Consider the following 26978-nt stretch of genomic DNA (forward strand, 5'->3'; position numbering starts at 1 on the left):
AGAGGGACCGGAAACCATGTTCAAGAAACTTGCAATCGGTGCCGCGTTTGCCATCGCCTTTGCTCCTGCTGCGGTATCCGCAGCCGGAGGCGGCGAGCAGCATATCGAGGACTTCGACTTCTCGTTCGAAGGGCCCTTTGGCGCTTACGATCAGAACCAGCTTCAGCGCGGCCTGCAGATCTATACCGAGGTTTGCGCGGCCTGCCATGGTCTGAAATATGTACCGCTGCGCGACCTCACGGCGCTGGGCTACTCGGAAGAAGAAGTCATCGCTTATGCCGCCGGCTCGTTCGAGGTGTTCGATCCCGAGCTGGACGATTTCCGCCCGGCTAGGCCGACCGATCACTTCCCGGCCAACGATGCCGTGGGCGCACCTGACCTGAGCCTGATGGCCAAGGCACGTGCAGGCTTCCACGGCCCCTACGGTCTGGGGATCAACCAGCTGGTCAAAGGCATGGGTGGCGCTGAATACATCGCCTCGCTGCTGGACGGCTATACCGGCAAGGAAAAAGAAGAGGCCGGCACGATCCTGTACGAAAACACCGCCTTCCCGGGCGGCTGGATTTCGATGGGCCCGCCGTTGTCTGACGAACAGGTCGAGTTTGCCGACGGACACGAAAACACCGTCGAGGCCATGTCCCAGGACGTCGCAGCGTTCCTGATGTGGGCCGCCGAACCAAAAATGATGGATCGCAAGGCCTCGGGCTTTGTCGGGGTTCTGTTCCTGACCATCATGTCGGTGCTTCTCTACCTGGTGAACAAGCGCCTGTGGGCGCCGGTCAAAGGCAAAAAGTCGGTCTGACCTGAAGGTCACCTGCAAAAGCAAGACAACCCCGCGCATGGCGCGGGGTTTTTTCTTTTTGGGGGTCGGAAGTTCGCCGAACCGGGCATCAGCGCGGGCTTATTCACAGCTTTTAAGCGGAATGCGCATGGCGCCGGCGGGGTCGGCTGCTCAGGTTTTCGACAGCGTCAGGCGGTCTGACGCAAGATCGAAACCGAGGAGACCCGACATGAAACTACCCATACTTGCAGCCGCGTTGCTTGTGGCCACTCCGGTTCTGGCTCTGGACCTGGTGCCGGATACGGAACTGGGCAAGACAGAGACCGAGGTGCGCACCGCTCTGACCGAGCTTGGCTATGACGTGCGCAAGATCGAAATGGAGGACGGTGAAATCGAGGCCTATGTCGTGAAAGACGGACAGATGGCCGAGGTCTATGTGGACCCCGCGTCCGGCAAGATCCAAAATATCGAGGACAAGTGACCGGCAATGTCCGAGTCAATCCAGTACGAGAGCGGGCGCGAGGGCGCCCGCACCATCCGGGTCTGGGACCCGCTGGTCCGCCTGATCCACTGGTCGGTGGTTCTGGGCATTCTGCTCAACGCCGCTGTGAGCGACCCCGAGGGGCTGCTGCATGAATATGTCGGTTATGCCGTGCTCGGGCTGGTTCTGCTGCGCTTGGCCTGGGGCGTCCTTGGGCCGGCACCGGCCAGGTTCTCGGCATTTCCGTTCAGCCCGAATGCTGCGGTCCGACATGTGCGTGACACCGTCCGGGGCGACCGGTCGGTTCACCTGTCGCACAATCCTCTGGGCGCGCTGATGGTTTACAACATCTGGATGACGGTGGGCGTCATCTGCGCCACAGGCATCATGATGGGTACCGCGGCCTTCTTCGGGGTGGGTTGGGTCGAGGATGCGCACGAGCTGGCGTTCAACTGGCTGATGCTCAGCGTTCTTCTGCACGTGCTTGGCGTGCTTTTGGACCAACGTCGAACCGGTGTCGCTGTGGTCAAAGCCATGGTATCAGGAGACAAGAATATTCCTGATGGCTGGTCGACCAAATGATCAAATGGATCACCGAAAACCTGCGGTCCGGCGATGCGGATGCACGCCGGGCCGTTCTGATGGCGGCGATGATCGTGGTTCAGGGTCTATGCGCCGCATTCTACATGGGCGACGCCATTCTGGACCTCGATGGCAGCGAGCCCCTAGCACATCTCGTTTTGGAATCCCTGGTCGCGACCGTCCTTTGCCTTGGCGTCCTGTTCTTCATGCTCGAGCTGCGCCGATTGCTGGCGCGAATGGACCAGGCAAAACAAGGACTGCGCGCGGCGCAGGGAGAAATGAGCGCCGTGATCGACACTTTCTTTACCCGCTGGGGCCTGACCAGCGCCGAGCGCGAAGTGGGCCTGTTGGTCCTCAAAGGCGTCGACAATGAGAATATCGCCCGGATCCGAGGCCGTGCCGTGGGTACCGTACGCGCGCAGTCGGCTTCGATCTATGGAAAAGCCGGCGTGGACGGACGCGCCCAACTGATCAGCGTTTTCATGGAAGAGCTTCTGGCAAGCGACGGTCCGGCCTGAGGGACGTCAGGCCACCAACTGCTGATCGCGAACCCCGGTGATGGTGGCAGTCACGATCTGCCCTTCGGGTTGCGCGTTCGCAAATGTTACCTCGGTGAACTGCTCGGTCCGGCCCATGTGGGGATTTTCCATCAGTATGTGATGGGTCTTGCCCAGCTGGGCTTCCAGGTGTCTGGCTACCTGCGCGTCACCCGCCTCACGTAGCCTGGCCGCACGTTGCTTTGTCACCTTGCCGTTGACCTGCTGCGGAATGCGCGCCGCCGGCGTGCCTTCGCGCTTGGAATAGGGGAAGACGTGCAGCCAGGTCAGGTCGCAGTCGGTGACCAGTTTCAGCGAGTTCTCGAAATGGGCCTCGGTTTCCGTCGGAAAGCCCGCGATGATGTCGGCACCAAAGGTGATCTCGGGGCGCAGCCTGCGGGCCTCTTCGGTGAAGCGTATGGCGTCGTCGCGCAGGTGGCGGCGCTTCATCCGTTTCAGGATCAGGTCGTCACCATGCTGCAGCGACAGGTGCAGATGCGGCATCAGGCGCGGCTCGGTCGCGATGGCCTGCATCAGGTTCTCGTCCACCTCGATCGAATCGATCGAGCTGATGCGCAGGCGCGGCAGGTCGGGCACCAGTTTCAGGATGCGCATGACCAGATCGCCCAGCTTGGGGCTTGCGGGTAGGTCGGCGCCCCATGAGGTCAGGTCGACCCCGGTCAGCACGACCTCGTTGTAGCCCCGGTCCACCAGCCGCTTGATCTGGTCCACCACCACGCCCGCCGGGACGCTGCGCGAGTTGCCGCGGCCATAGGGGATGATGCAGAAGGTGCAGCGATGATCACAGCCGTTCTGGACCTGCACATAGGCGCGCGAGCGGGTGCCGAATCCGTCGATAAGGTGGCCGGCGGTTTCGGTGACCGACATGATGTCATCGACCTGAACCGTCTCGGTCTCGCCGATGAAATCGGCGGCCATGCCTTTCCAGGTTTCGGGGCGCATCTTTTCGGTGTTGCCGATCACCGCATCGACCTCGTCCATCTCGGCAAAGGTCTGGGGTTCGGTCTGGGCCGCGCAGCCGGTGACGATCAGCCGGGCGTTGGGGTTCTCGCGGCGCAGCTTGCGGATCTCCTGCCGGGCCTTGCGGACGGCTTCGGTGGTGACGGCGCAGGTGTTCACGATCACCGCGTCCGTCAGCCCGGCCTGCTGCGACAGCTCCTTCATCGCCTCGGTCTCATAGGCGTTGAGCCGGCAGCCCAGCGTGGTGAATTTCGGCGGGTTCATCCCAGCGACTCCAGAAACTCGGGCTTCAGCGTGCCCGAGAAGACATGGCAGGTGGGGCCGGTCATCCAGACGCCGTCCTCGCGCCAGTCGATCCAGATGGTGCCGCCGTCCAGCTCGATCCGCACCTTGCGCCCGGTCAGGCCACGCCGGGCCGCGGCAACGGCGGTGGCACAGGAGGACGAGCCCGAGGCCAGCGTGATGCCCACGCCGCGCTCCCACACCCGCATGCGGATGTGATCCGGCCCGATGATCTGGGCGACCTGCACATTGGTGCGCTGGGGATAGAGCGGGTGATGCTCGTAGCGCGCGCCGAATTCTGCCAGCGGAATCGCCTCGGCGTCTTCGACGAAGAAGGTGCAATGCGGGTTGCCCATGCCGGTGGCCACCGGTCCGCCTTCGATCGGCAGTTCCAGCGTATCCACCTCTTCGGCCAATGGAATGTCGGCCCAGTCCAGCTGTGGGTGCCCCATGTTGACCGAAGTCAGCCCGTCGCCCGCGTCCCGCGCCTGCAGCGTGCCGTGGCTGGTGGTCAGCGTCAGTTCGGATTTGCCGCTTTCCTGCATCAGGAACCGGGCGATGCAGCGGGTGGCGTTGCCGCAGGTGGCCGAGATCGACCCATCAGCATTGTAGAACACCAGATGCGCATCCGATTCGCCGTTTTCGATGACGGCCAGCTGGTCGAATCCGACCCCGAACTGCCGGTGTCCGATCCCGCGCGCCAGCGCCGGCGTGATCTGCACCGGATGCGCGCGCGCGTCCACAATGACGAAGTCATTGCCAAGCCCGTGCATCTTCATGAAGGGCAAACCGGTGTCGGATCGTTGCTGCATGGCGGGCATATAGCCTTGCCGCAGACATGAATCCAGCCCGGCGCGAAGATTCCTGAAAAAAGGGGTTGACCCCCCGCCGCCTCAACCCTAATTAGGCCGCCTATCGGGACGCCGGGAACACAATGATTTCAGGCGGAACGCGGTGCGAAAAAGGGCTTGTACCCGGTCGGGAAAATGCCTTAGACAGCGCCACGGATCGCAACGATCCGATGAAAAGAGTGGGCCGTTAGCTCAGTTGGTAGAGCAACTGACTTTTAATCAGTGGGTCGCAGGTTCGAATCCTGCACGGCTCACCACTTTTTTCGATAAAATACAGCACCTTACGGCGTGATTGACACTGCTTGGCAGATAGGCGCGCCCGGTTTTCACGGACTATTCGCGGACGACATTGATGCAACAGGTCAACATCATTTGCGTTTGGCGTTCTCTCGTATCAGCCGGAACCGTTTGAACCTCCATGGAATGCTCAGAGCGGACTTGAACCTTCCAGTGTGTGGGGGGGGGCGGGGGTGTACCCCGCCTGTAGGAGTCCCGCCAATAAATGCACCTCCCCAGCCATCCAACCGAGCGAAGATGGTTTCTCACATTTGCCATCGTAGTGTTGGCCCACACGCATCTTTGAAGGACGATCAGTGCGGGCTGTTTAGGCTAGGCTTAGCCTGTACTGACTGTAAGGGAAAAGTGGGATGGCAGCAGCCGACTGGGCTAAAAGAGCAAGGTTCGCCGAAGCCTATGCTGAGTATGGTAACGCCACTCAGGCGGCATTGCACGCTGGAGTCCCCAAGCCTTCAGCGCACAGCATGGGCTATAGGTGGCTGCGTGATCCGCAAGTCACGGAGATGGTGCGCGATGCCATGAATGATCGGTTGAAGGCATTGGGTCCCGCCGCGTTGGGGGTGGTGCAGGAGGTGCTGTTGAGCCCAACAGCCAGCCCTCAGCTGCGCTTGCAGGCAGCACGGGACGTGCTGGACCGGCTCGGGTGGGTGCAACCCAAACGTCCCGAACCAGTCACTAACACTGGGCCACGTGACCTGACTGAATGTTCATTGGAAGAGTTGGAGACGATGGTGTCTGGTAGCCCATATGTACGGCTGGACAATGAGTCTTTGCTGAGGTTGTCGGGTCAGGCGTGACGCCGAAACTGTCGCCATAGCCATCCTTTGAGGCCTTGAGAAATGATTTTGAGACCTGTCTTGGTACGAACGGTACGGTTCCTATAGCGGAACCGTTCCGTTCGTTCAGGGGTTTTACAGTGACGAACGAGAACGAAAGGTCACGAAACGGGCTTTTCGTTTTTAGCGGGGAGGCTGACCTTGTCGTCAATCTCGATCAGTTCTCCCCGTTTCACCAATTCCCGGAATGCTTCCGAAACCGCCCGGTTGGTGGCCTTGCCACTACTGCGTTGCATCTCGATCGTCGCATAGGTGAACAGGTCGTCCCGATCGACACCCAGAAGGATCGTTTCATCGTCAGTCGGGGCGCTCAGTGGAGCGCCATTTTCGACAATGAACTTTTTGGCGAGGCGAAGTAGCAGCTTCTGGTTCTTACCCTGAACCTTCGGCCTGCCTGCACCGCTGCTCACAGACCTGAACTCCACGTAGCAGGTGGACTTCTCCTCACCATCCTCATCATGCCCTAAGACATAGGGCACAAGGTCGAAAGCCAGTTCCTTACCGGTTTCCATGTCCCGCTGCTTTGTCGTGATCAAGGTGCGGATGCCATCTTTCTTGTGACAGGCAAGCTCAGTGTCCACGGCAGCGGGAAGGGAAGAGTGACCTCTTGAGCCCCGGTCATGATCCTTGCCTGTGTGGTGCACGACCATCACGTGCGCCCCTGTAGCTGAGCGAATGTAGTCAAGATGGCGAACCACACGGCCCATATCTGTGCCGCTGTTTTCATCGCCACCCGGCATAGACCGGGCCAACGTGTCGAAAACAATCATTGCGATAGGCCCGCTGCACTGTTCTTGTGCCAACTTAACAATCGCCTGAACGTCCAAACTGCTGGCGAACAGGTCGACAGGCTCGGGGACCAGAATGAGATCTTTGCTCGCACCTCCGCGCAGCGCGACGAGCCTATTTTGCAGGCTCCTGCCGCCCTCTGCGGCGAAGTAGATCGCGGTGCCTCCACGAACCTTGCAACCATTCCATTCAGAGCTCTTGGCGACGTGGTTGGCGATGTCCAACGCAACGAAGCTCTTCCCGACATTGGACGGGCCGTAGAGTGTGGAGAGGTCGCCGTGACCGAACCACCCTTTGATCAGGTAGTCTTGGTCCAGCAGCGGCGTAGCGGCATCACCGCGTATGATGGACTTGCTGAGGCTGTCGACCCTGTGTTGAACCAACGCATCGGGATCGGTCGCCTGTACGCTCGTGGCAGCCGCCTCAGGCTTGCTGGTAGTGTCCACGTGACCTGCGAGTAGGCCGGAAACGTCGATGTCGCCTACACCATCCAGTTCATTGCAAAGGTGGCTGAGATCACTATGGCTGCGCGCAATGGCGCTAAGGTCAGCCCCATGTTCACGGGCAAAGTGAGCCAACGTGCTCATTCCACCCGCTTTCCCTAGGACAAATGAACGCCATTTCAGGTCAACTTCGCCAGCCTTGTACTTTGATCCAGTGGCAGACCATTCATCCGCGATGCTCAGGCCCTCATTGGACCCAGAGGTCTCCTCATAGACACTCGCGAGCACCTGCACCCAGTCAGGGTAAGTGATGTCTGCGGGAATGTGCGACAGGAGCGCCTGCATTTCTGCAAACGCGCCTTTGACCACATGTGCGCCACCTTTAACAGTTTCGGGCACGGGCGAGGCCATCGTCAGTTCACGCCATTCAGGCATAGGTGCGACACTCGCGTCCTCGTTCTGCCATTCATAATGGCCGAGGGCATTCGCGCGCTTTGAGAATGCCTGTGCCGGTGGAGCCAGCACGTAGCCCTTGTACTTGATGTCCACTCCGTCACACAGACGGGCCGGAGGGTGAAACCCCGCAGGCGCAAAAAAATAAAAATGCCGTCCTCCGCTGGGCGTAGATGCGGACAGCGTGTCAGGGACTGAATAGCCCCTGCGTTCGAGGAATGCCTCAAATGCTTCGAGGTCATCCACATCGATGACGACCAAGCCAGATGCCTCACAGGCGATGGCGGGCTGAGCGTCAGGGTGATCCTGCGCCCAGATATACGCCTCGTTCAAGTCACGGGACGCGTCCTTGTACCCAGAGGGAGTGAAGGGGGCTTTGTTTTGCCTGCATGGAAAGACGGAGAACCCACGTTCCACGAGCCCTTGGCAGGCTTGATAAAACGCGAGGCTGTTGCCGGTCAGCTTCTCTTCGTGGCTGGGTGCGGCATCCTTCATATTAGTGGCCCTCCTGCTTGTAGCCGGGGCAGGATGACAGCTTGTTCTTGGCGTATTCCAACGCCTCAGCCACGTTATGCACTGCCTTCTTGTTGGGATGGTAAACAGTAAGAGACCATGTACGGATAGTGCGCGCGGTGATCGGGAAGTACCGCTTAGTGATGATCGCAGCCAAGGTCTGACGGTCAGCATACTCCGGCAATTCAGCACCGCAGGTGCAAATGGGCTGAGGGGTCCTGGCAGGACGGGTCATGAGTCGTCTCCTTTGAATTTGAGATGACCCCAATTGTCACCACCCGCCGAATCCGGTCGTCCCTTCCGAAATATTATTTTAATTTTTTTTTCACCTACTGAACTGACCAACACAGCAAAAATGAAAGCAACTTGGACGACACTGCGCTGATCAAGCAAATCATCGTGGTCTCAATTGCGTCGCCTGGCGTTGTTCACTGCGGTTGCAACTTTGGGTCGCCATAGGCACCGACCGCAGTAAGCCGACTTTGCCAATGCAGAAAGGCCGAGCTTGATGAAGAACTTACTCGGTCTATAGAATAGCTGCAGGTCAAACGAGTTAAGCGCCGAGCCGTAGTATTCCAGAAAGCCACGATGCGCGCTGCAGACGACGGCGATCAAGTTGCGTTAGAACAGTGATCCCGATATCGGTAAGCCATTCTAAAGACTCAAATCGAAAGCGCACCTTGATTGATACTCCGCAAAATGCCCCGCACAATGATCGGATCGGCGGTGGAGGCGCTGCGACTGGCGCAGGTATTCGCTTCCAACAGCAGCTTGGTGCGTTGTTCTCATGCTGGCTTCTGGCAGGTGACCGATTTGATGATGACTTCCGCCTCGGGGCTGCCTCGCCGGAGTGGGTCCGCTTCGAGACAGAAGTGCCGGTCGACGACCTATTGATCAAAACCACCGACGGTGGCTACGTCGCCGTGCAGGCCAAGACAACGGTACATCTGGGTGCAGACCTCAACTCGCCATTGGGTAAGACGATCAAACAGTTTGTCCGCTACTGGCTTGTTGCTCGACAGGGTGATGGCTCGATGGGATGGAACCGGCCGCTCGATTCGGCCCGAGACCGGCTTGTACTTGCCGTTGGTCCTGAAGCCTCGCCCCAAGTCAGGAAGGACCTTCCGGCTGCACTCCGACTTATGTCGCAACCTGGCGGAGGTGTGCTTAACCAGGCACAACAACGAGCCTATGATGTCTTTTCCAGTTTGGTCGAGCGAGCTTGGGCAAACGTCACCAAGGATCCAGTCGACGACCGGCTTTTACCCGAATTGGCGAAACTGGTGGTCATTTTCACCTTTGACGGCGACCGCGGCGATGCGTTGGCAAGCGGTTCCATCGTCAGGGCTTTCGGGCCCGATGTGGACGCACAGAACGCATTTACGACCTTGTCCGATATCAGCAACAAGCTGATTAAGGAACGTGGCGGTGGCGACCTTTCCACATTGCGGCAACTCCTCGCTGTCCACGGATCTGCTCTGGGTGCGCCGCCCGAATACCGTGCTGACATTGAAGCTCTCAAACTGCATTCCAAACGCATCGCCGACGCGTTGGGCAGCTACGAAAAGATCGAGGTCACTAGTGGCGGATCGCTGAGCGTACGTCGCGACTGCCAAGTTTCGGTTGAAGTCGCTGCGCGAAACGGCCCGCTACTAATTGTCGGTGAGCCAGGGGCCGGCAAGAGCGGTGTTCTGAATGCACTCACCCGCAAACTTAGCGAAGATGGCAGCGATGTCCTCGAACTCGCGGTTGATCGGTATTCGGTTGAAAGCCTCGAGGGTCTGACCCGCGAGCTTGGCTTAGCACACCCGCTTTTGGACGTGCTTGAGGCGTGGGACGGGCCGGAACCGGCTTATCTCGTGATAGACGCATTGGACGCAACGCGTGGCAGTCGCGGCGAAGGCGTCTTCCGAGCGCTCATCGAGCGTGTTCTGGAACTCAAGGGGCGCTGGAATGTCGTCGCCTCGATCCGCAGCTTCGACCTGCGTATGGGTCAACAGTTCCGAGCTTTGTTTAAAGGTACACCCCCCGAGACATCGCTTGCAGATCCATCTTTCGCCGACGTACGGCACATTCAAGTGCCACCTTGGACAGATGCCGAGTTCGGCCAGCTTCTGCGCCAGTCACCTGCGCTTAAAACTTGTATTGAACAGGCATCGTCGCGATTGCGTGACTTGGCGATGGTGCCGTTCAACACTCGGCTGCTCAGCGCGTTGATTTTAGGCGGCGCGGAAGACGGTCTAGACAAAGTCTCGTCTCAAGTGGACCTATTGCGACTCTACTGGGATCACCGCATTGGCCAACATGGCTTGCGTGCGAGAAGCAGTCTCAGTCGCGTGATCCAACTCATGGTTGATGCCAGAGCGCTTCGAGCTCCAAGACTCAAAGCCGCGGGCGACGATCCAGCTATGATCGACTCACTCTGTGAGGAGGGAGTGCTTGTTGTGGTTGATAACGAGCGGGCCGTTCAGTTCCGCCATCATCTTCTTTTCGACTACACAGCGGCACGCCTCGCCCTTGAGCCAAGTGAAATTGTCCGCGGTTCCTACAGGTTCAGTAAGGCAGATGCCTTAGGGCTGATGCTCGCACCAGCGCTCGGATTTGTGCTCAGGGAAATTTGGGAAGATGAGACGGATCGCGCGCGTTTTTGGACAGCGGCAAGTGCCCTCATCAACGACGAAGATGGCGATCCAATTATTCGCAGCACTGTCGCCCGATTAGGTGCGGAGTTTCCGACTGAGGTTCAAGATTGCCTGTGGTTGGGAGACCTCGCTATCTCGGGCGATAAGAAGGCACAAAAAACGTTGTCACACGTCACTGGCGCTCTGATCGTGCGGCTTGAGGATGAAAAGCACGTTCCGCTCGAACCATGGGTTTGCCTAACTGATCGACTAGCTACGGCACCCTCCGGCACTGCTGGCACCATTCGCGTGTTGCTCCATAGTCTCATTGAACGAAGTGAGGACCGCGTCCTCAGATCGATGCTTGGTACGGCAGCCCGTGCGCTACTTGCACACGGGCTTGCCCAGCCAGAAGCTGACCACACGGTGCGTGCAGCCATTGAATTCGTTATCGATACATATAGCACCGATGTCGTAGCTTCGCGCGGCCTGCTGGAGCGACTGTTCGAACGCGATCGAATGGTTTTGCTTGGGCACGAAGAGGTGCCTGCGATCTGCTACAAGATCGCTGATATCGGCGAGGTCGACCCAGAGTTTGCCAGCGACATCTACCGGGTGGTGTTCGACCACGAAGTCTCAGAGGACAGAGAGACACGGATCGGACAGAGTCAGATTCTCAGCCTAACTTCGACCTCGCGGCAGGACTACGGCATGGCAAGATGGTCGCTCGGCGAATACTTGCCCGATTTTCTTGAAGCCCATCCGCGTGCTGCAGTCAAAGCCGTCGTCAATGCAGTTGAGGGATTCATCGCGCGAGAACATCCCGTCTCCGACAATGCCCTCAACACCGAGTTTGAGGTCGGTAGGCGAATGATCCGTCTGCGGGAAGACCGCAGCTACGTCTGGGCCCATGACCCCGACACCAAATACGACCAGGATGCGGAAAGCCTCGTAGTGAAGTTACGAACGCACCTCAGAGACACCTCAGAAGACGAAGCTGTAGCTTTGGTCGACTTCCTGATCGAAGAGGCCTCATTCGCGGTCTTCTGGTCTAGGATGTTTCTATGCGCTGTTGAGCGCGGCGATAGCCTAGTAAGTAAACTATGGCCAATTGCTGCAACCGAGCACTTTCTAGTTCTACCCGACACCCGCAAGGACGCGATTGATATTGTCGCGGCTGGCTTCAATTGTCAGCCAAAAAGGGAGCGACAGGCCCTCGAACGAGCTGCACTGGAATTCGATTTCTCCCGGTTCCACGATAGTGCATTATCGCGCCGCACATTCCTGCTGCGCCTTTTCTCGGCAATAAAGCGCGAAAACCTCGGCACTGAAGAGGCTCGCCAATTCCTAGACGCAGAGCCCTACGACCAAACTCCCACAAACGAACGGCCCCTCGTAATCCGTTCCCATGTTGGCGTTCCAGAAGATTTGCATTGGATCAATGAGCTAGACCGAGAAGATCCGGAGAACGCTCCGGTTATTGATGCCATAAACACCGCGAAGCGGCTCCTGCATCTTGAGCAGGGCTCGGTTGAGGATACCGCAACGTCCCTTTCGGAGTCGCTCGCAGCCCTTGAGGCCATACATACGGTTTTAGCAGTAGGTGCGCCCCATACTGAACTACGGCGACATGCAGAGGGCATCATTGGCCAAGGCAGCAATGAGATAGTGTCTCGAGGGCTGCCAACGTCCACAGAGTCGCCGCCAACGCAGAAACAAGAAGCAACCCTTTTGATGCTGCTGGAGATCGCCGCTCGATCAGAAGATCCAGAGCCTGAGGCCGATACCGAGGCGCAATTCGAGGACTCGGCATTCTGGGGTTCCCCTGCTGCACGAGTCGAAGCCGCTCAAGGCTATTGGGAGCTGATCCGCAAACGCCCAGATCTTTACTCCATCCTAATCTCGGAGGCTGAAGCGCTACTGTCTGATCGCCATCCGGCTGTCCGATTGAACGCATCGGTGCGGATTGGGTACATATGGGATATTGACCGCGATCGATTTTGGAAAATTTTGACAGATCGCCTAGCGTTCGAACCGAACCTAACTGTGATCGAGCACTTGCTCAGCGGCCTCGTCTCAAGGCTGGTTCACTCAGATCAGCAACAGAGCCTAGAGTTACTGCTTGCGCTGCTGCAACGTGAAGAACCGGGGTCAAGCCGCGAACGCCGGATTAACAAGGCCGTCGCGAATATGCTTAGCGTCCTGTGGGTCACCTACCAATCGCTGGAAGCGAAGGCTGTTCTTGACGGTTGGCTTAGTGTGCCATGGGAGCACGACAAAGAAGTAGATAGTATTCTGGCCACTATGCGGAGCGCCATAGTTGCCGGGATCGGCGACAATCCGGACAATGACGCAGGTCTACGTCAGCGATCTCAGGCGCTCATCACCGACGTTGCCGAAGCGGCGAACGCCAGGCTCGCTGTGCATATGGCAGCTTCTGAGTTGGACGAGACCGCGAAATCGGAGGCGCAAAAGTGCGCGCGTCTAATTGATAAAATCGCCAGCCAGATGTTCTTTGCAATAGGTGGGTCGACTAGACAAAATGACCGAAACCCTGCGCTGAGCAAAGAGGCTCTAGGCGTATTTCTCAAAGAAAACTCCGCCCTTTTGAAGCTGATTGGGGAATACGCGCAGCCGCACTCCACCCACTACCTGCTGCAACTAGTCGAGCGCCTGGTCGATGTGGATGCGGCTGCCGCCTTTGATTTAGCAGCTAGCTACCTGCAAGCCGGCCGCCGTTCAGGGTATCAAAACGAGTCTCTGGGTGTGGGCCTGCTGATCCAATTGATTGGCGTGTTCCTTGCTGACCACAAGGAAATCTTCGAGGATCCAGCCCGGCGTGATGCTCTCGTTGAGTGTTTGGAGACTTTTCTAGAAGCCGGGTGGCCCGCAGCGCGACGCCTGCTCTATCGACTGCCAGAGCTCATCCAGTGAACCAACAGACGCTTCGTAACCTATTCAAGCGACACCTCCGCGAACTCCTTGCGGCGGTTGACCGTGAGTTGGATAGACCTGGACGTGACCCGTACGCAGAGTTCGACCCGAACCGACGACCACACGAGCACGATACGCGGCTTCTCTTCGTTGATACTTTGCTCGAACTTCTGGGTTGGGAGCTTGGCGCCGGCGGAAATGTAATTGAGGAAGCTCGTCTCCAATCGAACACAACAAAATTTATGGATTATGTCGGGGTCGTCGATATTTCTGGCCAACCGCTTTTGTTGGTCGAAGCCAAAGCTTGGGACAAGCCAAGGGTCTCGGCTCGAGGCGGTAATCAGGACGCTAGTGAAACGAGGCTGGTTCTTGAGGCGATTAAGCACATACGCGATGGAAAGGTAGAGAGCACATCGCCGGTCATCGCGGAGTGGGATAGCTATCTGCGGCAAGTCTATGGATACGTGAAAACACTCAAGGAGCAATACGATCACGATTTACCTAGGGTTGTCATTATCAGTGGTGAATGGATGGTGGTGTTCACCAACCCCATTGAAACCTTTCTGGGTGCCGCACTGCCGGATCAAATCAAGATATTCGAGCGTTCGCAGTTTTTTGAGAGCGCAGTTGAAATCTTCAAGCTTCTTCATCGCTCAGCCCTCACTGAAGACGCGCCGATACCCCTACGACCGTCACAGCTTAAGCAGTTCGTCGAGTTAAAAGACGTCGCTGGAGCGTTTCGGGGGGTCCATGTCCGCTACGAACGGACAGGCAGCTCATTTTACGCTCCTCTGCCCCGCATCCTGATCTACCCAGCACTATTCCTAACTCGCAAGGACGACGCTATCTTCACCGTGATGGACAGCCACGATCCCGTCGTACTTGACTATCAGATGGATGATAATGGCGTCAAAACGCTGGCCCCACATTTGCGTGTCATTCAGAACCGCAGTGATGCCTTGCACAACGCATGTGGAAATGAACTAGGGGGTGCACTTCCCGTGGCAGAGCTTCCAGCTTTTCCCGGGTTCCCCAACGATGGCATGGCGAAGAAGCCGGTAGGAGAGCTTCGCGAGCCAGACGAATGGCTAGTCGCAACCGGTAGCGCGACCCATTTTTTGCTCGCGGAACCTCGTGTTCAGCAATGCCGGTTTCACACCTGGGCCAAATGCGGCGTCGACGCCGCATCGCAGTCCGCCATCAGCGCGCGCTCGGTTGTTCCTCCGGCGTTTTTCGTTGATGAACAATGTCATCATTGCGCGCACCAAGTAATTCAGGACCGTCGCGAGACGCGTTGCCTCATTCAATCCATAGATAGTCGAACCTGCTGCCAAGCCTGTTCTTATTTGGAGCATTGCTGGACAGCAGACGAAAGAGCAGGGTTGCCATGTGGCAATTGATGGGACCGAAAGCTGATCTCAACGATCTGGATGGATTTGGATCTACTAGGTGGCCGGCTTATAGTTACTCTTTAGGGTGCCTATCAGTTAATACACCAGTCGTTCAGTTGAAGTTCTAGTTCCTGGTGGGCTCTAGTCTAGCGCCGTATGGTCGTGCACGTTGGAACTCTCTTCTACTCTTGTCGAACACGGCTGCCAGCGGGAAGCCCCGCCTGATAGTCGAATATACTGTGCGATTATCGGTGGCAGCAAACGGCAAAGCCGCTCGCCCAATCGATCCTTAGCGACAATTGTGAGTCACAGGTGGCAGGAGGAGGAGAGTTTATTTAATGCTACTTGAGCGTCGCATACAGCTCCGCTACTCCCGCCTGTAGTCTTAGACACGTTGTTAGCTCAATGGCAACTGCTGCCAGCCTCTCAGGCCCTGTCGATTAGAAGTTAGGCAGGGTGGTGGATACTCACTACTTGAATTTCTGTCTTCCACGTACCTTCGGCGATGGCCTGCGCAACCAGATTGGCCCAAGCATCCATAACCTTAACCTTCTGATGCCAAAGGTTCGCATGGTTGTAGGCCGCGCGGACTCCAGAACGGGTCTCTGATTGCCGGTGGTTCAACAATGCATCTGCCACGGTGGCGTCACCAACACCCAACTCAGCCAAAGTAGTTAGGAAAGTACGGCGCAGGTGATGCATGTTGAAGTCAGCTATCCCTGAAGCCGCTCTGACCCGCGCGGCCAACGCACTGTGACCGGAAAAGAGCTTGTCCGTGGACGACAAACCAAACACGCTTGACCCATCAACGAGATCGACCTCAGCGTTATCTAAAAGTTCGAAAACCACGCTGGGCACAGGTAATGCAAATGGGTCACCGTTCTTTGTGATTTTACCTGGCAGCAGAACGCGGGCACCCGCTTTGTCGACGTGCTCAACCTTAAGGTTGGCAAGCTCGCCCTGCCTCAATGGCAGGTATAGCGCGCAACGTAAAAACAGCAGCTCGTTGGGAGGGAGGTCATTGGCCTCGTACAGCGCCTGTACTTCGCGTGCTGTATAGTACCGAGTGCGTGGCGCAGGCGGCTTGGGTCGCTTTGGCTTTGGCACTTTCTGGCAAGGGTTAGCCGAAACCACCTCTCTGCTGACGAGGTCGTCAAAGAACCTGCTCAGAGCCCCAAAGCGGTGAAGGGCACGAGGGCGACCCTTGTGAAGGCGCAACATGTCCATGATTACACCGGCGGTTACAGCCTCTGGTCCAACCTTTTCGACGTTCATCTCCCGCACGGCGTTACGCAACGCACCCTTCTGCGTCACGCAATGGTTTGTGGGCTCTGAGAGGTTGGCGGCGATGTAGTCTTCGACCAAGTCATTCAAAGTTTTGGATTGTGCCAGTTCCAAGGCACGCTTCGCACGCTGGGTCTTGCGGTCAGAGGCGGGGTCGTGTCCTTCGTTTACACTGACCTTCAAAGCAGCGGCGGCCTTTCGAGCTGACGCGACATCATGCGATGCAGGCGTGCCGATCTTGAACGTCTGTGACGGCCAGCGGCGGCCGTCTGAGCGTTTACCCGGTTGCCTGTAATCAAGGCTGTATGTGGCATTGCGCGAACCAACCCGCAGCATGAGGCCTTTGACCTCTGTGTCTCTGTATATGGTGGGTTCAACCCTGTTCTTGAGGGCCTTATCCACGACGCTGTTGGTAAGTTTGACAGTCTTTGTGATGGGCATGGTTTTCACGGCCTATTAACGGACATTCTGATGTCGAGTCTTGCCTCGACCTGTCCGCTAGTGGAGTCAGGCGGGTAGATAATGTCAATAGTAACAATAACCTATGCCTGAGCATGCCGAGAAATGTCGGAATAAGTCAGCATGATGAAACGGACTTTTAATCAGTGGGTCGCAGGTTCGAATCCTGCACGGCTCACCACTTTTTCCAAAGATTGATCGGGACGCCGCGCGGTTACTTCTTTTCGAAGAACAGCACGACTTCGCCCAGCCGGATGCCAAAGCGCGAGACATAGGCGCGGTTCAGCAGGCGGTCATCGTCCAGCAGCCACATCCAGTCGTCGAAATCGACACGCATCGTACCGTCCTTCACTGGCAGGTCGATGCGGTACTCCCAGTTGAACGTGTCACCACGCTCGGTTCCCGACGCCGTGCCCAGAACGCCGGGCGCGGTGCCGGTCCAGGTATCCTCGCCGGTTTTGGTCAGGGTCCAGATGCGCTGTTCGGTGGCGCCGTCGTCATAGACGAAATCCTCGACCAGAGTCAGCATCTGGCCGTCCCATGTGCCGTTGATGTCGACCGTGAACCGCCGCGGGATGTTGCCCAGAACGTCCTGGAACTGCCCATAGGCCACGGTGTGCCCCTCAAAGAACTCTTCGAGGTTCAGCTGGCGGTCCGACAGGAAAGTGGTCGGGACTTTCGGTTTGAAGGCACAGGCCGCCGTCAGCAGCAGGCACGCGAAGGCCAGTCGTTTCATGAGCCGGGTCATTGCAGGGCCCTCGGGTCGGCCGTGCGGTCATGACCGTTTGCGCCGGGCACATGCGCGGTCTTTTCTGGCGGGGCGGGGCGCATCGTGGCGACCAGCTCGGCCACCTTCAGGCCGAACTTGCGCATCTCCGAGCGGTTCATGATCGCCCCGCTCTCGGTCAGGTACATCCAGTCGGTGACGTCCAGGGTGTGGCCTCCGGCGTCTTCGGGCAGAACGATGCGATAGGTCAGCTTGACCGTCGCGCCCGAGATCACGCCGCGGCCTTCGCCGACGATGTCGTCGGCGGTTGCGGTAAAGCTGTTGCCTGTGCCCATGGTCAGGTACCATTTGCGGGTCATCTGCTTGCCGTTCGAATAGGTGAAATACTCGGTCAGGGTGCCGGAATTGCCGTTCCATTCCCCGATCATCCGCGCCACGAAGCTGTTCGACATCTTGCCGGTCGGGCCATAGATCAGCCCTTCTGACAGGATTTCTCCATTCAGATTGTCCTTCAGCGAGAAATCGGGGCCGGTTCCGGCATAGTCCGACGGCGATTGCGCCCGAAAGCTGAGAAGGCGGGTTTTGACCGCGATCAGGGCCAATACGGCCAGTGCGGCAATCAGAAGGAATGTCATTTTGCGGGTACCTCTGTAGGCAGCGTCAGGACCATTCCGAACGCGCCGAGTTTCAGGATGCAGGGCAGCACGGCATAGGCCAGGTTGAGCGTTTCCAACGCCTGCGCCGAATTCGTCTGACCGGGCACGAAGCCGCTGCGTTCCAGCAGCGGAAGGGTGAAGAATGCGGCCAATGCCAGCCCCAGTTTGCCGGCGAAAGACCAGATTCCGAAGGCCGCCGAGGCATTCAGCCCCGCGCGTGTCAGCACCACCGAGAACATGGCCGGCAGAACCACCATGTCCGCCCCCAGCGCCGCCCCCGACGCCAGGCAGATCACCGCGAACCCGGCCAGGTTGCCGGCTGCCAGCATGGCCGCGCCAACAAAGCCCAGAATGGCCAGCGGCATCGCGATGATCAGAGTCTGTTTCGGGCCGATCCGGTTGCTGAGCCGCGCCCAGAGCGGCACTGTGGCCCCGGCGCTGAGGAAGAACAGGATCAGCAGCGGCCCGGCCTTGCCCGGCAATTGCAGCCGGTCCTCGACGAAGAACAGGAACAGGGTCGAGGTGATCGCAACCGGCAGGCTGTTGACCAGCGCCAGCGCCAGCAGACGCAGGGCCCCGGCCTGACCCAGCCCGTCGAAGGACAGGCCCTGCCCGGTGACGGGCGCGCGCCGCCAGATCGGCAATGTCAGCGCCATGGTGACCAGCGCCAGCGCGCCCAGAAACAGCCCGAAGGCCGGATAGCCCTGCGCGCCCGCGCCCAACGCCACGAACAGCGCCGGTGCGCTGGCGGCCAGAACCACGCCGGCCAGTTGCCCGCCCTCACGAAAGGCGGCGAGGGTCATCAACTCGCGCGGGGTGGCCTGTTTCGCCAGCGTCGCGCTGCGGCCGTAAAGCAGGATCGTGCCCAGGCTGTAGGCGGAAAACAGCAGGATCAGGATCGCCACGAGGACGCCGACGCTCGCCCCCTGCGGCAGCGAAAACAACAGCGGAAAACCGACCGCCAGACCTCCGGCGGCCAAGACGGCAAAACCCATCTGCGCGCCGGGCCAGCGGTCAATGGCCCAGCCGATCAGCGGGTCTTGCACCAGATCCACCAGCCGGATCAGCAGCAGAACCGTGCCGATCACGCCCAGGCCGATCCCGAGGTTCACCGCCGCGAAACGCGGCAGGTGGATGTAGAGCGGGATACCCGCCGCAGCAAGCATCAGCGCATAGAGGCTGACACGCGGATACAGCATCACTGACCTCGCAGCTGGCGCGTAAAGGCGGCGGACCGGGTGTTGTTGCCCAGAAAGATCGACATGAAACTGCGCTTGATCCCCGGATAGGAGAGGGTGCAGGTCTTGCGCCCGTTGCGCCAGAACTCGATCGCGTCGGGGCCTTTGGTGACGGCCATGTAGCTGTCACCGGCGCCGACCGCCTGATAGCAGGTTTTCAACTGCGCCTCGATCGGGGCGCTGTTGCCCTGCCGGGCCATCTCGTCCAGCGTGGATTCGATCAGCGCCTTCTGCTTCAGCGATTTCCGATAGGTCAGCTTCAGCCCGAAATCCTGCGACCAGCTGAGCGGGCCGCCGCCTTTGGTGAACAGCTGCGCGTCGTAGATCGGCAGACCGAGGAACCGGAAGGTGGCAGTGCCACGCAGCTCGGCATCGGGCAGCAGGTTGGTGACGGGGGTGGCCGCAAGCCCGGCAGGGGCCAGCAGAACCAGGCTCAGGATCGCTGCGTTACGGGCTGGCCGTAACCGGGACAGCGACGCTTGGATCAGATATCGCATTTTCAGCTCCGTTGGTTTGCGGATCGCCGGTCAACAGCCCGACCACGTGCATCGCGCTGGCGATTCCGTCTTCGTGGAACCCGTGCCGGTTGTAGGCGCCGGCGAACCAGGTCCGGTTGCGGCCCTGCATCTCGCGGATCTGGCCCTGCGCTTTCAGCGCGGCCTTGTCGAACACCGGATGGGCGAATTCCACCTCGTCATAGATCTTGTCTGGCGCGATGTCGGAAGACGGGTTCAGGGTGACGAACAACGGGTCGCTTTCAGGGATGTTCTGCAACCGGTTCATCCAATAGGTCACGCCCACGTTGCCCGCCTGCGAGCGGTAGGTCCAGCTGGACCAGCAGGCGCGGCGGCGCGGCATCTGGCTGGGGTCGCAGTGCAAGACCGCGCGGTTGGGCTGATAGCGGATCGCGCCCAGCGCCGCGGCCTCGTCGGCGGTGGCGTTCTGGCCCAGAATGGCCAACGACTGGTCGGAATGGGTGGCCAGGATGATCTCGTCATACTGATCCGAGCGGCCCTGCGCCTGAACGGTCACGCCCAAGGCATCGCGTTCGACGTTAGAGACCGGCGCGCCCAGGCGGATGTCGCAACCCCGGCCGCGCAACGCGGATTCGATCCGGCGGACATATTCGATGCTGCCACCCTTTACCGTCCACCACTGGTGCTGGGCGCCGCGTTTGCTGGACAGCAAGGCGTGGTTGCGGAAGAACTGCACCAGCGACCGCGCCGGAAACTGATCGACGAACTCCACCGGAGTTGACCAAATCGCGCCGCACATCGGCATCAGGTAATTGTTGCGGAACCAGTGGCCCAGCCGCATCTGGTCAACCAGCTCACCAATCGTAGTGTCATCATCCCGGGCGGCCTCGGGCGCTTCTTTGCCAAAGCGCAGGATGTCGGCGATCATCTTGTAGTAGGAGGGCCGCACGAGGTTGCGCTTCTGCGCGGTGATGGTGCGCAGATTGTTCAGGCCATATTCGATGCGACCATTGTCGATGGTGGCGCCAAAGCTCATCTCGCTTTTGATGACCGGCACGTCCAGTTCACCGAACAGCTTGGTCAGAAAGGGATATGTGGCATAGTTGAAGACGATGAACCCGGTATCAACCGGTTGATCACCATTGCGCCCGGCCATCACCGTGCGCGCATGTCCGCCCAGACGGGGTTCGGCCTCGTACAGGGTGACGTCGTGGCTCTCTGACAGGTAATAAGCCGCTGATAATCCTGAGATGCCTGCGCCTACAATTGCGATTTTTTTCCGTACGCCCCGGGTTTCGTCGAACATGCCATCCTCTTTATGCGACATTTTACAATAGGATACGCAGGGTAGGCCGGAGCGGATCAAATCCGGGCCATGTTTTTACCTGTTTCCCGCTGATCGGCGGGCTGTGCGTCAGGATTGCATCAATCGCGTTTGCTGGTGATCCGAGGTATGCCCTTCCGCGTAATGAAAGGTGTTATGATCGAGACAACCCAACCCAAGACCGCGGCTGTTCACGCTTCGGCACATGTGAACCGCGCGGTATGAGTAGTTTTGACGGAAAAATCTATTGGATCATCGGCGCCAGCGAAGGGCTGGGCCGGGCGCTGGCCGAGGCCTTGGGCGGTCAGGGCGCGCACCTTGTGCTGTCCGCGCGCAATGCCGAGCGGCTGGAGCAGATCTGCGCCGCGCTGCCCAATGCCCGTGCGGTACCGCTGGACGTGACCGATCTGGCGCAGGTGCGCCGCGCCGTGGCCGAGATCGGCCAAGTTGACGGTCTGGTCTACAACGCCGGGGCCTATGAGCCGATGCGCGCGCAGGACTGGCAGACCGAAGCCGCGCTGGCCATCAGCGACGTGAACTACTCAGGCGCGCTGCGGGTTCTGGGGGAAACCGTGCCGGCCATGGTGAAGGCGGGGCGTGGCGACATTACCCTGATCGGGTCGCTGGCGGGCTATCACGGACTGCCTGCGGCGATCGGGTACGGGTCCAGCAAGGCGGCGCTGATCTCGCTGGCCGAAACGATGCGGCATGACCTGGCCGGAACCGGGGTGACGGTGCGCATCGTCAATCCGGGGTTCATCAAGACCCGGCTGACCGACAAGAACAGCTTCAAGATGCCGATGCTGATGGAGCCCGAAGACGCCGCGCAGCGCGTGCTGCGCGCAATGGCGCGCCGGCGCTTCCGGACCGACTTTCCGGCGCCGTTCTCGTGGGTCATCCGGCTGATCGATTACCTTCCGGATATTCTGGTCTATCGTGGAAAATAGACTCTAACCAAGGCGCCCTTGGCAGAACCAGCCCGCCGACATGGTGCCGCCATGGCCGTAGAACAGCCACAGCCGCTCGCCCTGTTCAGTCACCACCACCCAGTAATCGCGCACGCCGCTGCGCCAGTTGGGGTCGTCCAGCCACCATTCCGGGGCGATCCGCTCCGGGCCGGTGGCCTGCGCCAGGTGCCAGTCGCGCCCGCGCCAGCGGAAATTGGCGGGCACATCGGGACGGTCGGGGGCCATCACCGGCTCGGGCCGCCACATCAGCAGGGGGCGCGGGCGCGGCGGGGCGGGCCAGTCGCGCGCCGGTTCCGACCAGGCCGCCGCCAGCGTCTGTGCGGTTTTCTCGGGGATGTGCGAGGCCGCCGGGTGCTGCCGCGTGATCGCCTCGAGCCCCACCCGCGCGCCCAGCTTTCCGATCAGATCGTCCAGCGCCGTGCTCCCTTCCAGCCGGTTGCGCACGGCGCGGCTGGCCTCGGCATGGCCGGTCAGGGTGCGGGCATGCACCGGCTCGGTCTGCACCGCCGCAAGGCGCAGCATGTCGATGCCATAGCCCGCATCGATCTGATCGATTTTCATCTCTAACAAAGGGCGAATGCGGTGTTTGTCATGGCTCGGCCGGGCCAGCCCGATCTCGATGATCTCGGCCGCCTGATCGGTGCGGTGCGCCTCGAGCCGCAGGGTCCGCGCCCCGCGCGCCTTTTCTTCCAGCCGCGCGCACAGGGTCGGCAGCATCCGGTCGATGGCGGCCATCACGTCCTCGGCCAAGCCGATCGGGTTGGGCAGGGTCATCCGCACCGCAAAGTGATGTGGGGGCCGCGCGGGCGAGACCGGCTCGGGTGCGCTGCCCATCGCCTGATCCAGCCGCAGCACCAGTCCGCGCCCGAACCGGCGGGCCAAACTGGCACGCGGCTGGCCCAGCAGGTCGCCGATCCGCCGCAGGCCCAACCGGTTCAGCTGCGCCACGGTCTGGTCGTCCAGCCGCAGCGCCGCGATGGGCAGGGGGCTGAGCACGCCATAGGCCTGCCCCGGCGGCGCGATCCGGGCCCCGCCGCCCGCGGCCATCACCTGCGGCGCGGCGCCGCCCTTGGTCCAGTGCCGCCGTTTGCCAGCGCGGGCGCGGGTGGCGCGGGCCTCTTGGGAAATGGCGTCGCCATTGCGGTCCGAGGTGGCCTCTTGCCCGGCATAACGCGCCAGGGCCCAGGCCGCGCCCAGCGTGTCGGCGATGCCCATCTGCACGCTCAGCCCCATGTCGGCGCAGTCGGTCTCGATCACGTCCAGCAACGCCTCTTCCCCGCCGAACAGGTGGGCGCAGCCCGACAAATCGACGATCAGGCCGTCGGGCGCCTCTTCGGCGACCCAGGGGCTGAACTTGCCCGCCCAGCGGCGCAGCGCGGTCAGAAAAGCGGCTTCGGCTGGGGCGTTGCGGGGGCGGGTGACAAGAGCCGCGCACATGGCATGGGCATCGCGCACCGGCTGGCCCACGCGCAGACCGGCGGCCTGTGCCTCGGCATTCAGCGAGGTGATGACCTGCATGTTCGACTGTTCGGCCACCACTGCCAGCGGGCCTGTATGTAGGCCCCGCGCGGCACGGATCAGCCGTTCGGCCCCCAGACGGGGAAACCACAGCGAGAGTATTCGGCGTTTGGGCATCGGGCAGACATCAAAGTGTTCTCACTTTGTTCTTACCTGAGAATCATACCTCGAGTCGAGTCCGCCCTTATCCGCAGGTCAGCCGCTGAATGACCCCGGCTCCGTTCACATAGACGTTCAGCCGGTCGATGCGGTAATCCTGCGTAGCTATGTCATCGGGGCCCAGAACGCGGCTCCGTTCCGGCAGGCTGGCCTGAATGGTCGAGACCGGTTGCCCCACGGACTGGGCAAAGGGTTCGCCCTTGCAGAAGGCCAGATCCACCGGGGCGGCATCCACCTCGGCAGAGCCCGGTTCGGGCAGGTCGGTTTCGGCGCAGGCGGCCAGGACGATCAGGATCGGGATGAACCGGTACATTGGCGCTCCTCTTTTCGGCAATGTCGTTTCTGAAATATCAAAAGCTTACAGAGACTGCCATGAAAGCGCAGTTGAAAACACCCTGTATTTGACGCAGGGTCGGGTCAAACAAGACAGGGAGACAAGCAACATGCGAACCCGTGCCGCCGTCGCCGTTCAGGCGGGCAAGCCCTTGGAAGTGATGGACGTGAACCTCGAAGGCCCCAAGGCGGGCGAGGTTCTGGTCGAGATCAAGGCCACCGGCATCTGCCATACCGACGAATTCACCCTGTCGGGCGCCGACCCCGAAGGCCTGTTTCCGGCCATTCTGGGCCACGAGGGCGCGGGCGTCGTGGTCGAGGTCGGCCCCGGCGTGACCAGCCTGAAGCCGGGCGATCACGTGATCCCGCTCTACACCCCCGAATGTCGCGAGTGCGAATACTGCCTGCACCCCAAGACCAACCTGTGCCAGGCCATCCGCGAGACGCAGGGCAAGGGTTTGATGCCCGACGGCACCTCGCGTTTCTCGACGCTGGATGGGGATCCGATCCTGCATTACATGGGATGCTCGACTTTCTCGAACCACACGGTTCTGCCCGAGATTGCACTGGCCAAGGTGCGCGAGGACGCGCCGTTCGAAAAGATCTGCTATATCGGCTGTGGCGTGACCACCGGCATCGGCGCGGTGATCAACACCGCCAAGGTGGAAATCGGCAGCCGCGCCATCGTGTTCGGCCTGGGTGGCATCGGCCTGAACGTGATCCAGGGCCTGCGTCTGGCCGGGGCCGATCAGATCGTCGGCGTTGACTTGAACCCCGCCAAGGTCGAAATGGCCAAAAAATTCGGCATGACCGATTTCGTGAACCCGTCCGAGGTCGAGGGCGATCTTGTCCCCTATCTGGTGAACCTGACCAAGGGCGGCGCAGATTACACCTTTGATGCCACCGGCAACGTGCAGGTGATGCGCGCGGCGCTGGAATCGGCGCACAAGGGCTGGGGCGAATCGATCATCATCGGCGTGGCGCCCGCGGGGGCCGAGATCTCGACCCGTCCGTTCCAGCTGGTCACCGGCCGATCGTGGCGCGGCACCGCCTTCGGCGGCGCGCGTGGACGCACGGACGTACCCAAGATCGTCGACTGGTACATGGAAGGGAAGATCGAGATCGACCCGATGATCACTCACACCATGGGTCTGGACGACATCAACACCGGCTTCGACCTGATGCACAAGGGCGAAAGCATCCGGTCGGTGGTGGTTTACTGACAATCGGAAATTGCAAGGGCGGGGTTTATCCCGCCCTTTTTGTCGCCTATCATCAGAACATTGATGAATATCTGAATAGAGAGATCAAATTGACCACTGAAACAACGGAACGTTTGGCCGTTCTGATTGACGCCGAAAACGTACCGGCAAAGCATGTTGCCGAGATTTTCGAAGAAGTTGCCACATTGGGTGAGGCCGGTCTGCGCCGGATTTATGGCGATTTTTCGAACAGCACGCTACAGGGTTGGAGCGCTGAGAAACTGGCGGAATACGCCATCGTTCCGCACCAGCAATTCGCCAATACCACCGGTAAAAACGCCGGGGATATCGCCCTAGTAATTGATGCCATGGATATACTGCATTCTGCCCGATTTGGCGGCTTTGTGCTGGTGTCGTCAGACAGCGATTTTACGCGGTTGGCCAGCCGAATCCGCGAGCAAGGGTTGAGCGTGTTTGGGATCGGCGAGGAAAAGACGCCCAACGCCTTCAAGAAAGCCTGCAACCGCTTCATTCTTATTGAGAACATCAAAAAGGAAGAGACGAATGGCGGCGAGAAGGTAAAGACAGTTCAGCCCAAAAAAGAACTGAATCATGCGTTCCAGTTGATGCGGAATGTCGTGCTTAAGTCCGAGGAACCGGACGGCTGGGCGGACCTTGGTTGGATAGGTAGTCAGCTCAGTATGAACTATTCGGATTTTGACACGCGAACTTATGGCTTCAAGCGGCTGAGCGACTTGGTACGAGCCACCGGAAAGTTCGAGGAAACAGGCGAAAACGGCGGCCTTAAGATCAGACTGAAGGATCAGTAGCCGCCGCGTTATGACCCCGGCCGCGCTGAGGCGCCGGTGTCAGAGCGCGGTGAACGCACGCGCAGAACCGGCTTATTCGGCGATACATTTGCGCGGCTTTCGCGCCAGACGACGAAGATGCCCGATGCGATGATGATCGCGGCCCCCACGGCCACCCATTTGTCGGGCTTTTCCCCAAAGAACACCGCGCCGAAAATCGTGGCCCAGATGATCTGGCTGTACTGGCTGGGTGCAACCACGCCTGCTGGTGCCGCGCGATAGGCCAGGATGATCAGGTGCTGGGCGATCACCGAGAACACGCCGACCAGCGCCATCATCGCCAGATGGATCAGCGAAGGCGGCTGATAGACCGCCGGTTGCGCCAGGCTCATGACCGCGATCGCCAGCAGCATCGGATACAGGATCAGCACAGCCGAGCGTTCCTCGTTTCCGATCTTGCGCACCAGCACGGATGCGAAGGCGCTGCAGAACGCGGCCGTCAGGGCGGCAAGATGGCCCAGGGTGATCTCGGTCGCGCCGGGGCGCAGGACGATCAGCACTCCGATCAGGCCCACGCCCACTGCGGCCCAGCGTTGGGCGCGCACGACCTCGCCCAGTATCGGGATCGACAGGACGGTGACGATCAGCGGAAAGGAAAACAGCAGCGAATAGACCTCGGCCAGGGGCAGGACCGAAAAGGCGTAGAACGCACAGGACATCGACGTGACCATCAGCCCCGAGCGCAGCATCACCAGCCACGGGTGATGGGGCCGGAAATTGTCAGCGGTCCGGTCCGCGAGGATCGTGACCGCCATCGGCACAAAGGAAAACAGCGTGGCAAAAAAGATGATCTGCAGCACGGAATAGGTGCCGCCCAGCGTCTTGATCAGCGCGTCATGGGTGGCAAAGACGGCAAACCCGAGAAAGGCAAAGCCAAGTCCCTGCAGGGTCGAGTTCTGTGTGCTCATCTGGCTGGTCCCGGGCGATTGGATGCTGTGGCAGGTGTCTGAGGCCTGATTAAACCCAATCGGCAGAGTCGGATAGTCCAAACTTT

At 59.9% G+C, this 26978-nt stretch carries 23 protein-coding genes and 1 tRNA gene; 11 read left to right on the forward strand and 13 right to left on the reverse strand.

Going from position 1 to position 26978, the window contains the following annotated elements; genetic code table 11:
• Positions 1-16 precede the first annotated feature (16 nt).
• From AC2FML_RS11150 to AC2FML_RS11165, 4 genes are all read left to right on the forward strand, one after another.
• On the forward strand, positions 17-802 hold the full coding sequence (locus tag AC2FML_RS11150; protein WP_170373199.1) for a cytochrome c1: 786 nt from the start codon (positions 17-19) through the stop codon (positions 800-802).
• A gap of 208 nt (positions 803-1010) precedes the next feature.
• On the forward strand, positions 1011-1262 hold the full coding sequence (locus AC2FML_RS11155) for a PepSY domain-containing protein (RefSeq protein ID WP_170361314.1): 252 nt from the start codon (positions 1011-1013) through the stop codon (positions 1260-1262).
• Positions 1263-1268: 6 nt separating this feature from the next.
• Positions 1269-1844: a cytochrome b/b6 domain-containing protein gene (locus AC2FML_RS11160; RefSeq protein WP_496783154.1), complete on the forward strand. Its 576-nt coding sequence runs from the start codon at positions 1269-1271 to the stop codon at positions 1842-1844.
• A complete protein-coding gene (locus tag AC2FML_RS11165; RefSeq protein ID WP_496783156.1) occupies positions 1841-2362 on the forward strand; it encodes a helix-turn-helix transcriptional regulator in 522 nt (173 codons plus the stop codon). The genes AC2FML_RS11160 and AC2FML_RS11165 overlap by 4 nt, the downstream gene beginning before the upstream one ends.
• 6 nt (positions 2363-2368) lie before the next feature.
• Here the strand turns inward: AC2FML_RS11165 and mtaB are convergent, their stop codons facing one another.
• Entirely contained in the window at positions 2369-3625 is a 1257-nt protein-coding gene (gene mtaB / locus AC2FML_RS11170; RefSeq protein WP_170443970.1) for a tRNA (N(6)-L-threonylcarbamoyladenosine(37)-C(2))-methylthiotransferase MtaB, read from the reverse strand.
• Positions 3622-4464, reverse strand: a complete 843-nt coding sequence (gene dapF / locus AC2FML_RS11175; protein ID WP_496783158.1) for a diaminopimelate epimerase — start codon at positions 4462-4464, stop codon at positions 3622-3624. Before dapF ends, mtaB begins: the two co-directional genes overlap by 4 nt.
• A gap of 211 nt (positions 4465-4675) precedes the next feature.
• On the opposite strand from dapF, the gene AC2FML_RS11180 reads away from it, so the two are divergent.
• Both AC2FML_RS11180 and AC2FML_RS11185 read left to right on the forward strand, forming a co-directional pair.
• Positions 4676-4751 (forward strand) — tRNA-Lys (locus tag AC2FML_RS11180).
• 390 nt (positions 4752-5141) lie between these two features.
• Complete coding sequence (locus tag AC2FML_RS11185; RefSeq protein ID WP_496783159.1) at positions 5142-5588, forward strand: terminase small subunit; 447 nt, start codon at positions 5142-5144, stop codon at positions 5586-5588.
• Positions 5589-5728: 140 nt separating this feature from the next.
• On the opposite strand, the gene AC2FML_RS11190 is transcribed toward AC2FML_RS11185, so the two are convergent.
• Together AC2FML_RS11190 and AC2FML_RS11195 are read right to left on the reverse strand one after the other, a co-directional pair.
• Complete coding sequence (locus tag AC2FML_RS11190) at positions 5729-7807, reverse strand: AAA family ATPase (protein ID WP_496783161.1); 2079 nt, start codon at positions 7805-7807, stop codon at positions 5729-5731.
• 1 nt (position 7808) lies between these two features.
• On the reverse strand, positions 7809-8060 hold the full coding sequence (locus tag AC2FML_RS11195; protein ID WP_170740941.1) for a hypothetical protein: 252 nt from the start codon (positions 8058-8060) through the stop codon (positions 7809-7811).
• Between the two features lie 445 nt (positions 8061-8505).
• On the opposite strand from AC2FML_RS11195, the gene AC2FML_RS11200 reads away from it, so the two are divergent.
• Together AC2FML_RS11200 and AC2FML_RS11205 are read left to right on the forward strand one after the other, a co-directional pair.
• The gene (locus tag AC2FML_RS11200) at positions 8506-13380 is read left to right on the forward strand and encodes an NACHT domain-containing protein (protein WP_496783163.1); all 4875 of its coding nucleotides are present in this window, start codon (positions 8506-8508) and stop codon (positions 13378-13380) included.
• Complete coding sequence (locus AC2FML_RS11205) at positions 13377-14780, forward strand: hypothetical protein (RefSeq protein ID WP_496783165.1); 1404 nt, start codon at positions 13377-13379, stop codon at positions 14778-14780. Before AC2FML_RS11200 ends, AC2FML_RS11205 begins: the two co-directional genes overlap by 4 nt.
• A 438-nt stretch (positions 14781-15218) precedes the next feature.
• Here AC2FML_RS11205 and AC2FML_RS11210 read toward each other — a convergent pair whose 3' ends face one another.
• The 6 genes from AC2FML_RS11210 to AC2FML_RS11235 all read right to left on the reverse strand — a co-directional run bounded on the left by AC2FML_RS11210 (position 15219) and on the right by AC2FML_RS11235 (position 20917).
• The gene (locus AC2FML_RS11210) at positions 15219-16496 is read right to left on the reverse strand and encodes a tyrosine-type recombinase/integrase (RefSeq protein WP_496783167.1); all 1278 of its coding nucleotides are present in this window, start codon (positions 16494-16496) and stop codon (positions 15219-15221) included.
• Between the two features lie 232 nt (positions 16497-16728).
• Positions 16729-17250: a DUF3833 family protein gene (locus tag AC2FML_RS11215; RefSeq protein WP_170360946.1), complete on the reverse strand. Its 522-nt coding sequence runs from the start codon at positions 17248-17250 to the stop codon at positions 16729-16731.
• A gap of 8 nt (positions 17251-17258) precedes the next feature.
• Complete coding sequence (locus tag AC2FML_RS11220) at positions 17259-17876, reverse strand: DUF3833 domain-containing protein (RefSeq protein WP_170360381.1); 618 nt, start codon at positions 17874-17876, stop codon at positions 17259-17261.
• A complete protein-coding gene (locus tag AC2FML_RS11225; RefSeq protein WP_496783169.1) occupies positions 17873-19096 on the reverse strand; it encodes an MFS transporter in 1224 nt (407 codons plus the stop codon). Before AC2FML_RS11225 ends, AC2FML_RS11220 begins: the two co-directional genes overlap by 4 nt.
• The gene (locus AC2FML_RS11230; RefSeq protein ID WP_496783171.1) at positions 19096-19632 is read right to left on the reverse strand and encodes a hypothetical protein; all 537 of its coding nucleotides are present in this window, start codon (positions 19630-19632) and stop codon (positions 19096-19098) included. The genes AC2FML_RS11225 and AC2FML_RS11230 overlap by 1 nt, the downstream gene beginning before the upstream one ends.
• Positions 19583-20917 (reverse strand): NAD(P)/FAD-dependent oxidoreductase, encoded by a 1335-nt coding sequence (locus AC2FML_RS11235; protein ID WP_170405794.1) that lies wholly within the window; start codon positions 20915-20917, stop codon positions 19583-19585. The genes AC2FML_RS11230 and AC2FML_RS11235 overlap by 50 nt, the downstream gene beginning before the upstream one ends.
• Positions 20918-21156: 239 nt before the next feature.
• Between AC2FML_RS11235 and AC2FML_RS11240 the strand changes: the two genes are divergently transcribed.
• Positions 21157-21882, forward strand: a complete 726-nt coding sequence (locus AC2FML_RS11240) for an SDR family NAD(P)-dependent oxidoreductase (protein WP_496783174.1) — start codon at positions 21157-21159, stop codon at positions 21880-21882.
• A gap of 3 nt (positions 21883-21885) precedes the next feature.
• Here AC2FML_RS11240 and AC2FML_RS11245 read toward each other — a convergent pair whose 3' ends face one another.
• Positions 21886-23538 carry a Y-family DNA polymerase gene (locus AC2FML_RS11245; protein ID WP_496783175.1) on the reverse strand — a complete coding sequence of 551 codons (1653 nt, stop codon included), beginning with the start codon at positions 23536-23538 and terminating at the stop codon, positions 21886-21888.
• Between the two features lie 67 nt (positions 23539-23605).
• Positions 23606-23893 (reverse strand): I78 family peptidase inhibitor, encoded by a 288-nt coding sequence (locus AC2FML_RS11250; RefSeq protein ID WP_170341819.1) that lies wholly within the window; start codon positions 23891-23893, stop codon positions 23606-23608.
• A 130-nt stretch (positions 23894-24023) separates the two neighbouring features.
• Between AC2FML_RS11250 and AC2FML_RS11255 the strand changes: the two genes are divergently transcribed.
• On the forward strand, positions 24024-25136 hold the full coding sequence (locus tag AC2FML_RS11255) for an S-(hydroxymethyl)glutathione dehydrogenase/class III alcohol dehydrogenase (RefSeq protein ID WP_496783177.1): 1113 nt from the start codon (positions 24024-24026) through the stop codon (positions 25134-25136).
• A gap of 89 nt (positions 25137-25225) precedes the next feature.
• On the forward strand, positions 25226-25945 hold the full coding sequence (locus AC2FML_RS11260) for an NYN domain-containing protein (RefSeq protein ID WP_496783179.1): 720 nt from the start codon (positions 25226-25228) through the stop codon (positions 25943-25945).
• A gap of 8 nt (positions 25946-25953) precedes the next feature.
• Here AC2FML_RS11260 and AC2FML_RS11265 read toward each other — a convergent pair whose 3' ends face one another.
• Positions 25954-26892 (reverse strand): DMT family transporter, encoded by a 939-nt coding sequence (locus AC2FML_RS11265; protein WP_170433682.1) that lies wholly within the window; start codon positions 26890-26892, stop codon positions 25954-25956.
• Positions 26893-26978: the final 86 nt, after the last annotated feature.

This window comes from Ruegeria sp. BHSC029 (genome assembly GCF_059613085.1).

Excerpts from the sequence above, each read along its gene's own strand:
- AC2FML_RS11230 (WP_496783171.1), bottom strand. The coding sequence starts at position 19,632 with ATGCGATATCTGATCCAAGCGTCGCTGTCCCGGTTACGGCCAGCCCGT.
- AC2FML_RS11150 (WP_170373199.1), top strand. The coding sequence starts at position 17 with ATGTTCAAGAAACTTGCAATCGGTGCCGCGTTTGCCATCGCCTTTGCT.
- AC2FML_RS11160 (WP_496783154.1), top strand. The coding sequence starts at position 1,269 with ATGTCCGAGTCAATCCAGTACGAGAGCGGGCGCGAGGGCGCCCGCACC.
- AC2FML_RS11155 (WP_170361314.1), top strand. The coding sequence starts at position 1,011 with ATGAAACTACCCATACTTGCAGCCGCGTTGCTTGTGGCCACTCCGGTT.
- mtaB (WP_170443970.1), bottom strand. The coding sequence starts at position 3,625 with ATGAACCCGCCGAAATTCACCACGCTGGGCTGCCGGCTCAACGCCTAT.
- AC2FML_RS11190 (WP_496783161.1), bottom strand. The coding sequence starts at position 7,807 with ATGAAGGATGCCGCACCCAGCCACGAAGAGAAGCTGACCGGCAACAGC.
- AC2FML_RS11235 (WP_170405794.1), bottom strand. The coding sequence starts at position 20,917 with ATGTTCGACGAAACCCGGGGCGTACGGAAAAAAATCGCAATTGTAGGC.
- AC2FML_RS11240 (WP_496783174.1), top strand. The coding sequence starts at position 21,157 with ATGAGTAGTTTTGACGGAAAAATCTATTGGATCATCGGCGCCAGCGAA.
- AC2FML_RS11220 (WP_170360381.1), bottom strand. The coding sequence starts at position 17,876 with ATGACATTCCTTCTGATTGCCGCACTGGCCGTATTGGCCCTGATCGCG.
- AC2FML_RS11250 (WP_170341819.1), bottom strand. The coding sequence starts at position 23,893 with ATGTACCGGTTCATCCCGATCCTGATCGTCCTGGCCGCCTGCGCCGAA.
- AC2FML_RS11165 (WP_496783156.1), top strand. The coding sequence starts at position 1,841 with ATGATCAAATGGATCACCGAAAACCTGCGGTCCGGCGATGCGGATGCA.
- AC2FML_RS11215 (WP_170360946.1), bottom strand. The coding sequence starts at position 17,250 with ATGAAACGACTGGCCTTCGCGTGCCTGCTGCTGACGGCGGCCTGTGCC.
- AC2FML_RS11185 (WP_496783159.1), top strand. The coding sequence starts at position 5,142 with ATGGCAGCAGCCGACTGGGCTAAAAGAGCAAGGTTCGCCGAAGCCTAT.
- AC2FML_RS11195 (WP_170740941.1), bottom strand. The coding sequence starts at position 8,060 with ATGACCCGTCCTGCCAGGACCCCTCAGCCCATTTGCACCTGCGGTGCT.
- AC2FML_RS11265 (WP_170433682.1), bottom strand. The coding sequence starts at position 26,892 with ATGAGCACACAGAACTCGACCCTGCAGGGACTTGGCTTTGCCTTTCTC.
- AC2FML_RS11225 (WP_496783169.1), bottom strand. The coding sequence starts at position 19,096 with ATGCTGTATCCGCGTGTCAGCCTCTATGCGCTGATGCTTGCTGCGGCG.
- AC2FML_RS11255 (WP_496783177.1), top strand. The coding sequence starts at position 24,024 with ATGCGAACCCGTGCCGCCGTCGCCGTTCAGGCGGGCAAGCCCTTGGAA.
- AC2FML_RS11245 (WP_496783175.1), bottom strand. The coding sequence starts at position 23,538 with ATGCCCAAACGCCGAATACTCTCGCTGTGGTTTCCCCGTCTGGGGGCC.
- dapF (WP_496783158.1), bottom strand. The coding sequence starts at position 4,464 with ATGCCCGCCATGCAGCAACGATCCGACACCGGTTTGCCCTTCATGAAG.
- AC2FML_RS11210 (WP_496783167.1), bottom strand. The coding sequence starts at position 16,496 with ATGCCCATCACAAAGACTGTCAAACTTACCAACAGCGTCGTGGATAAG.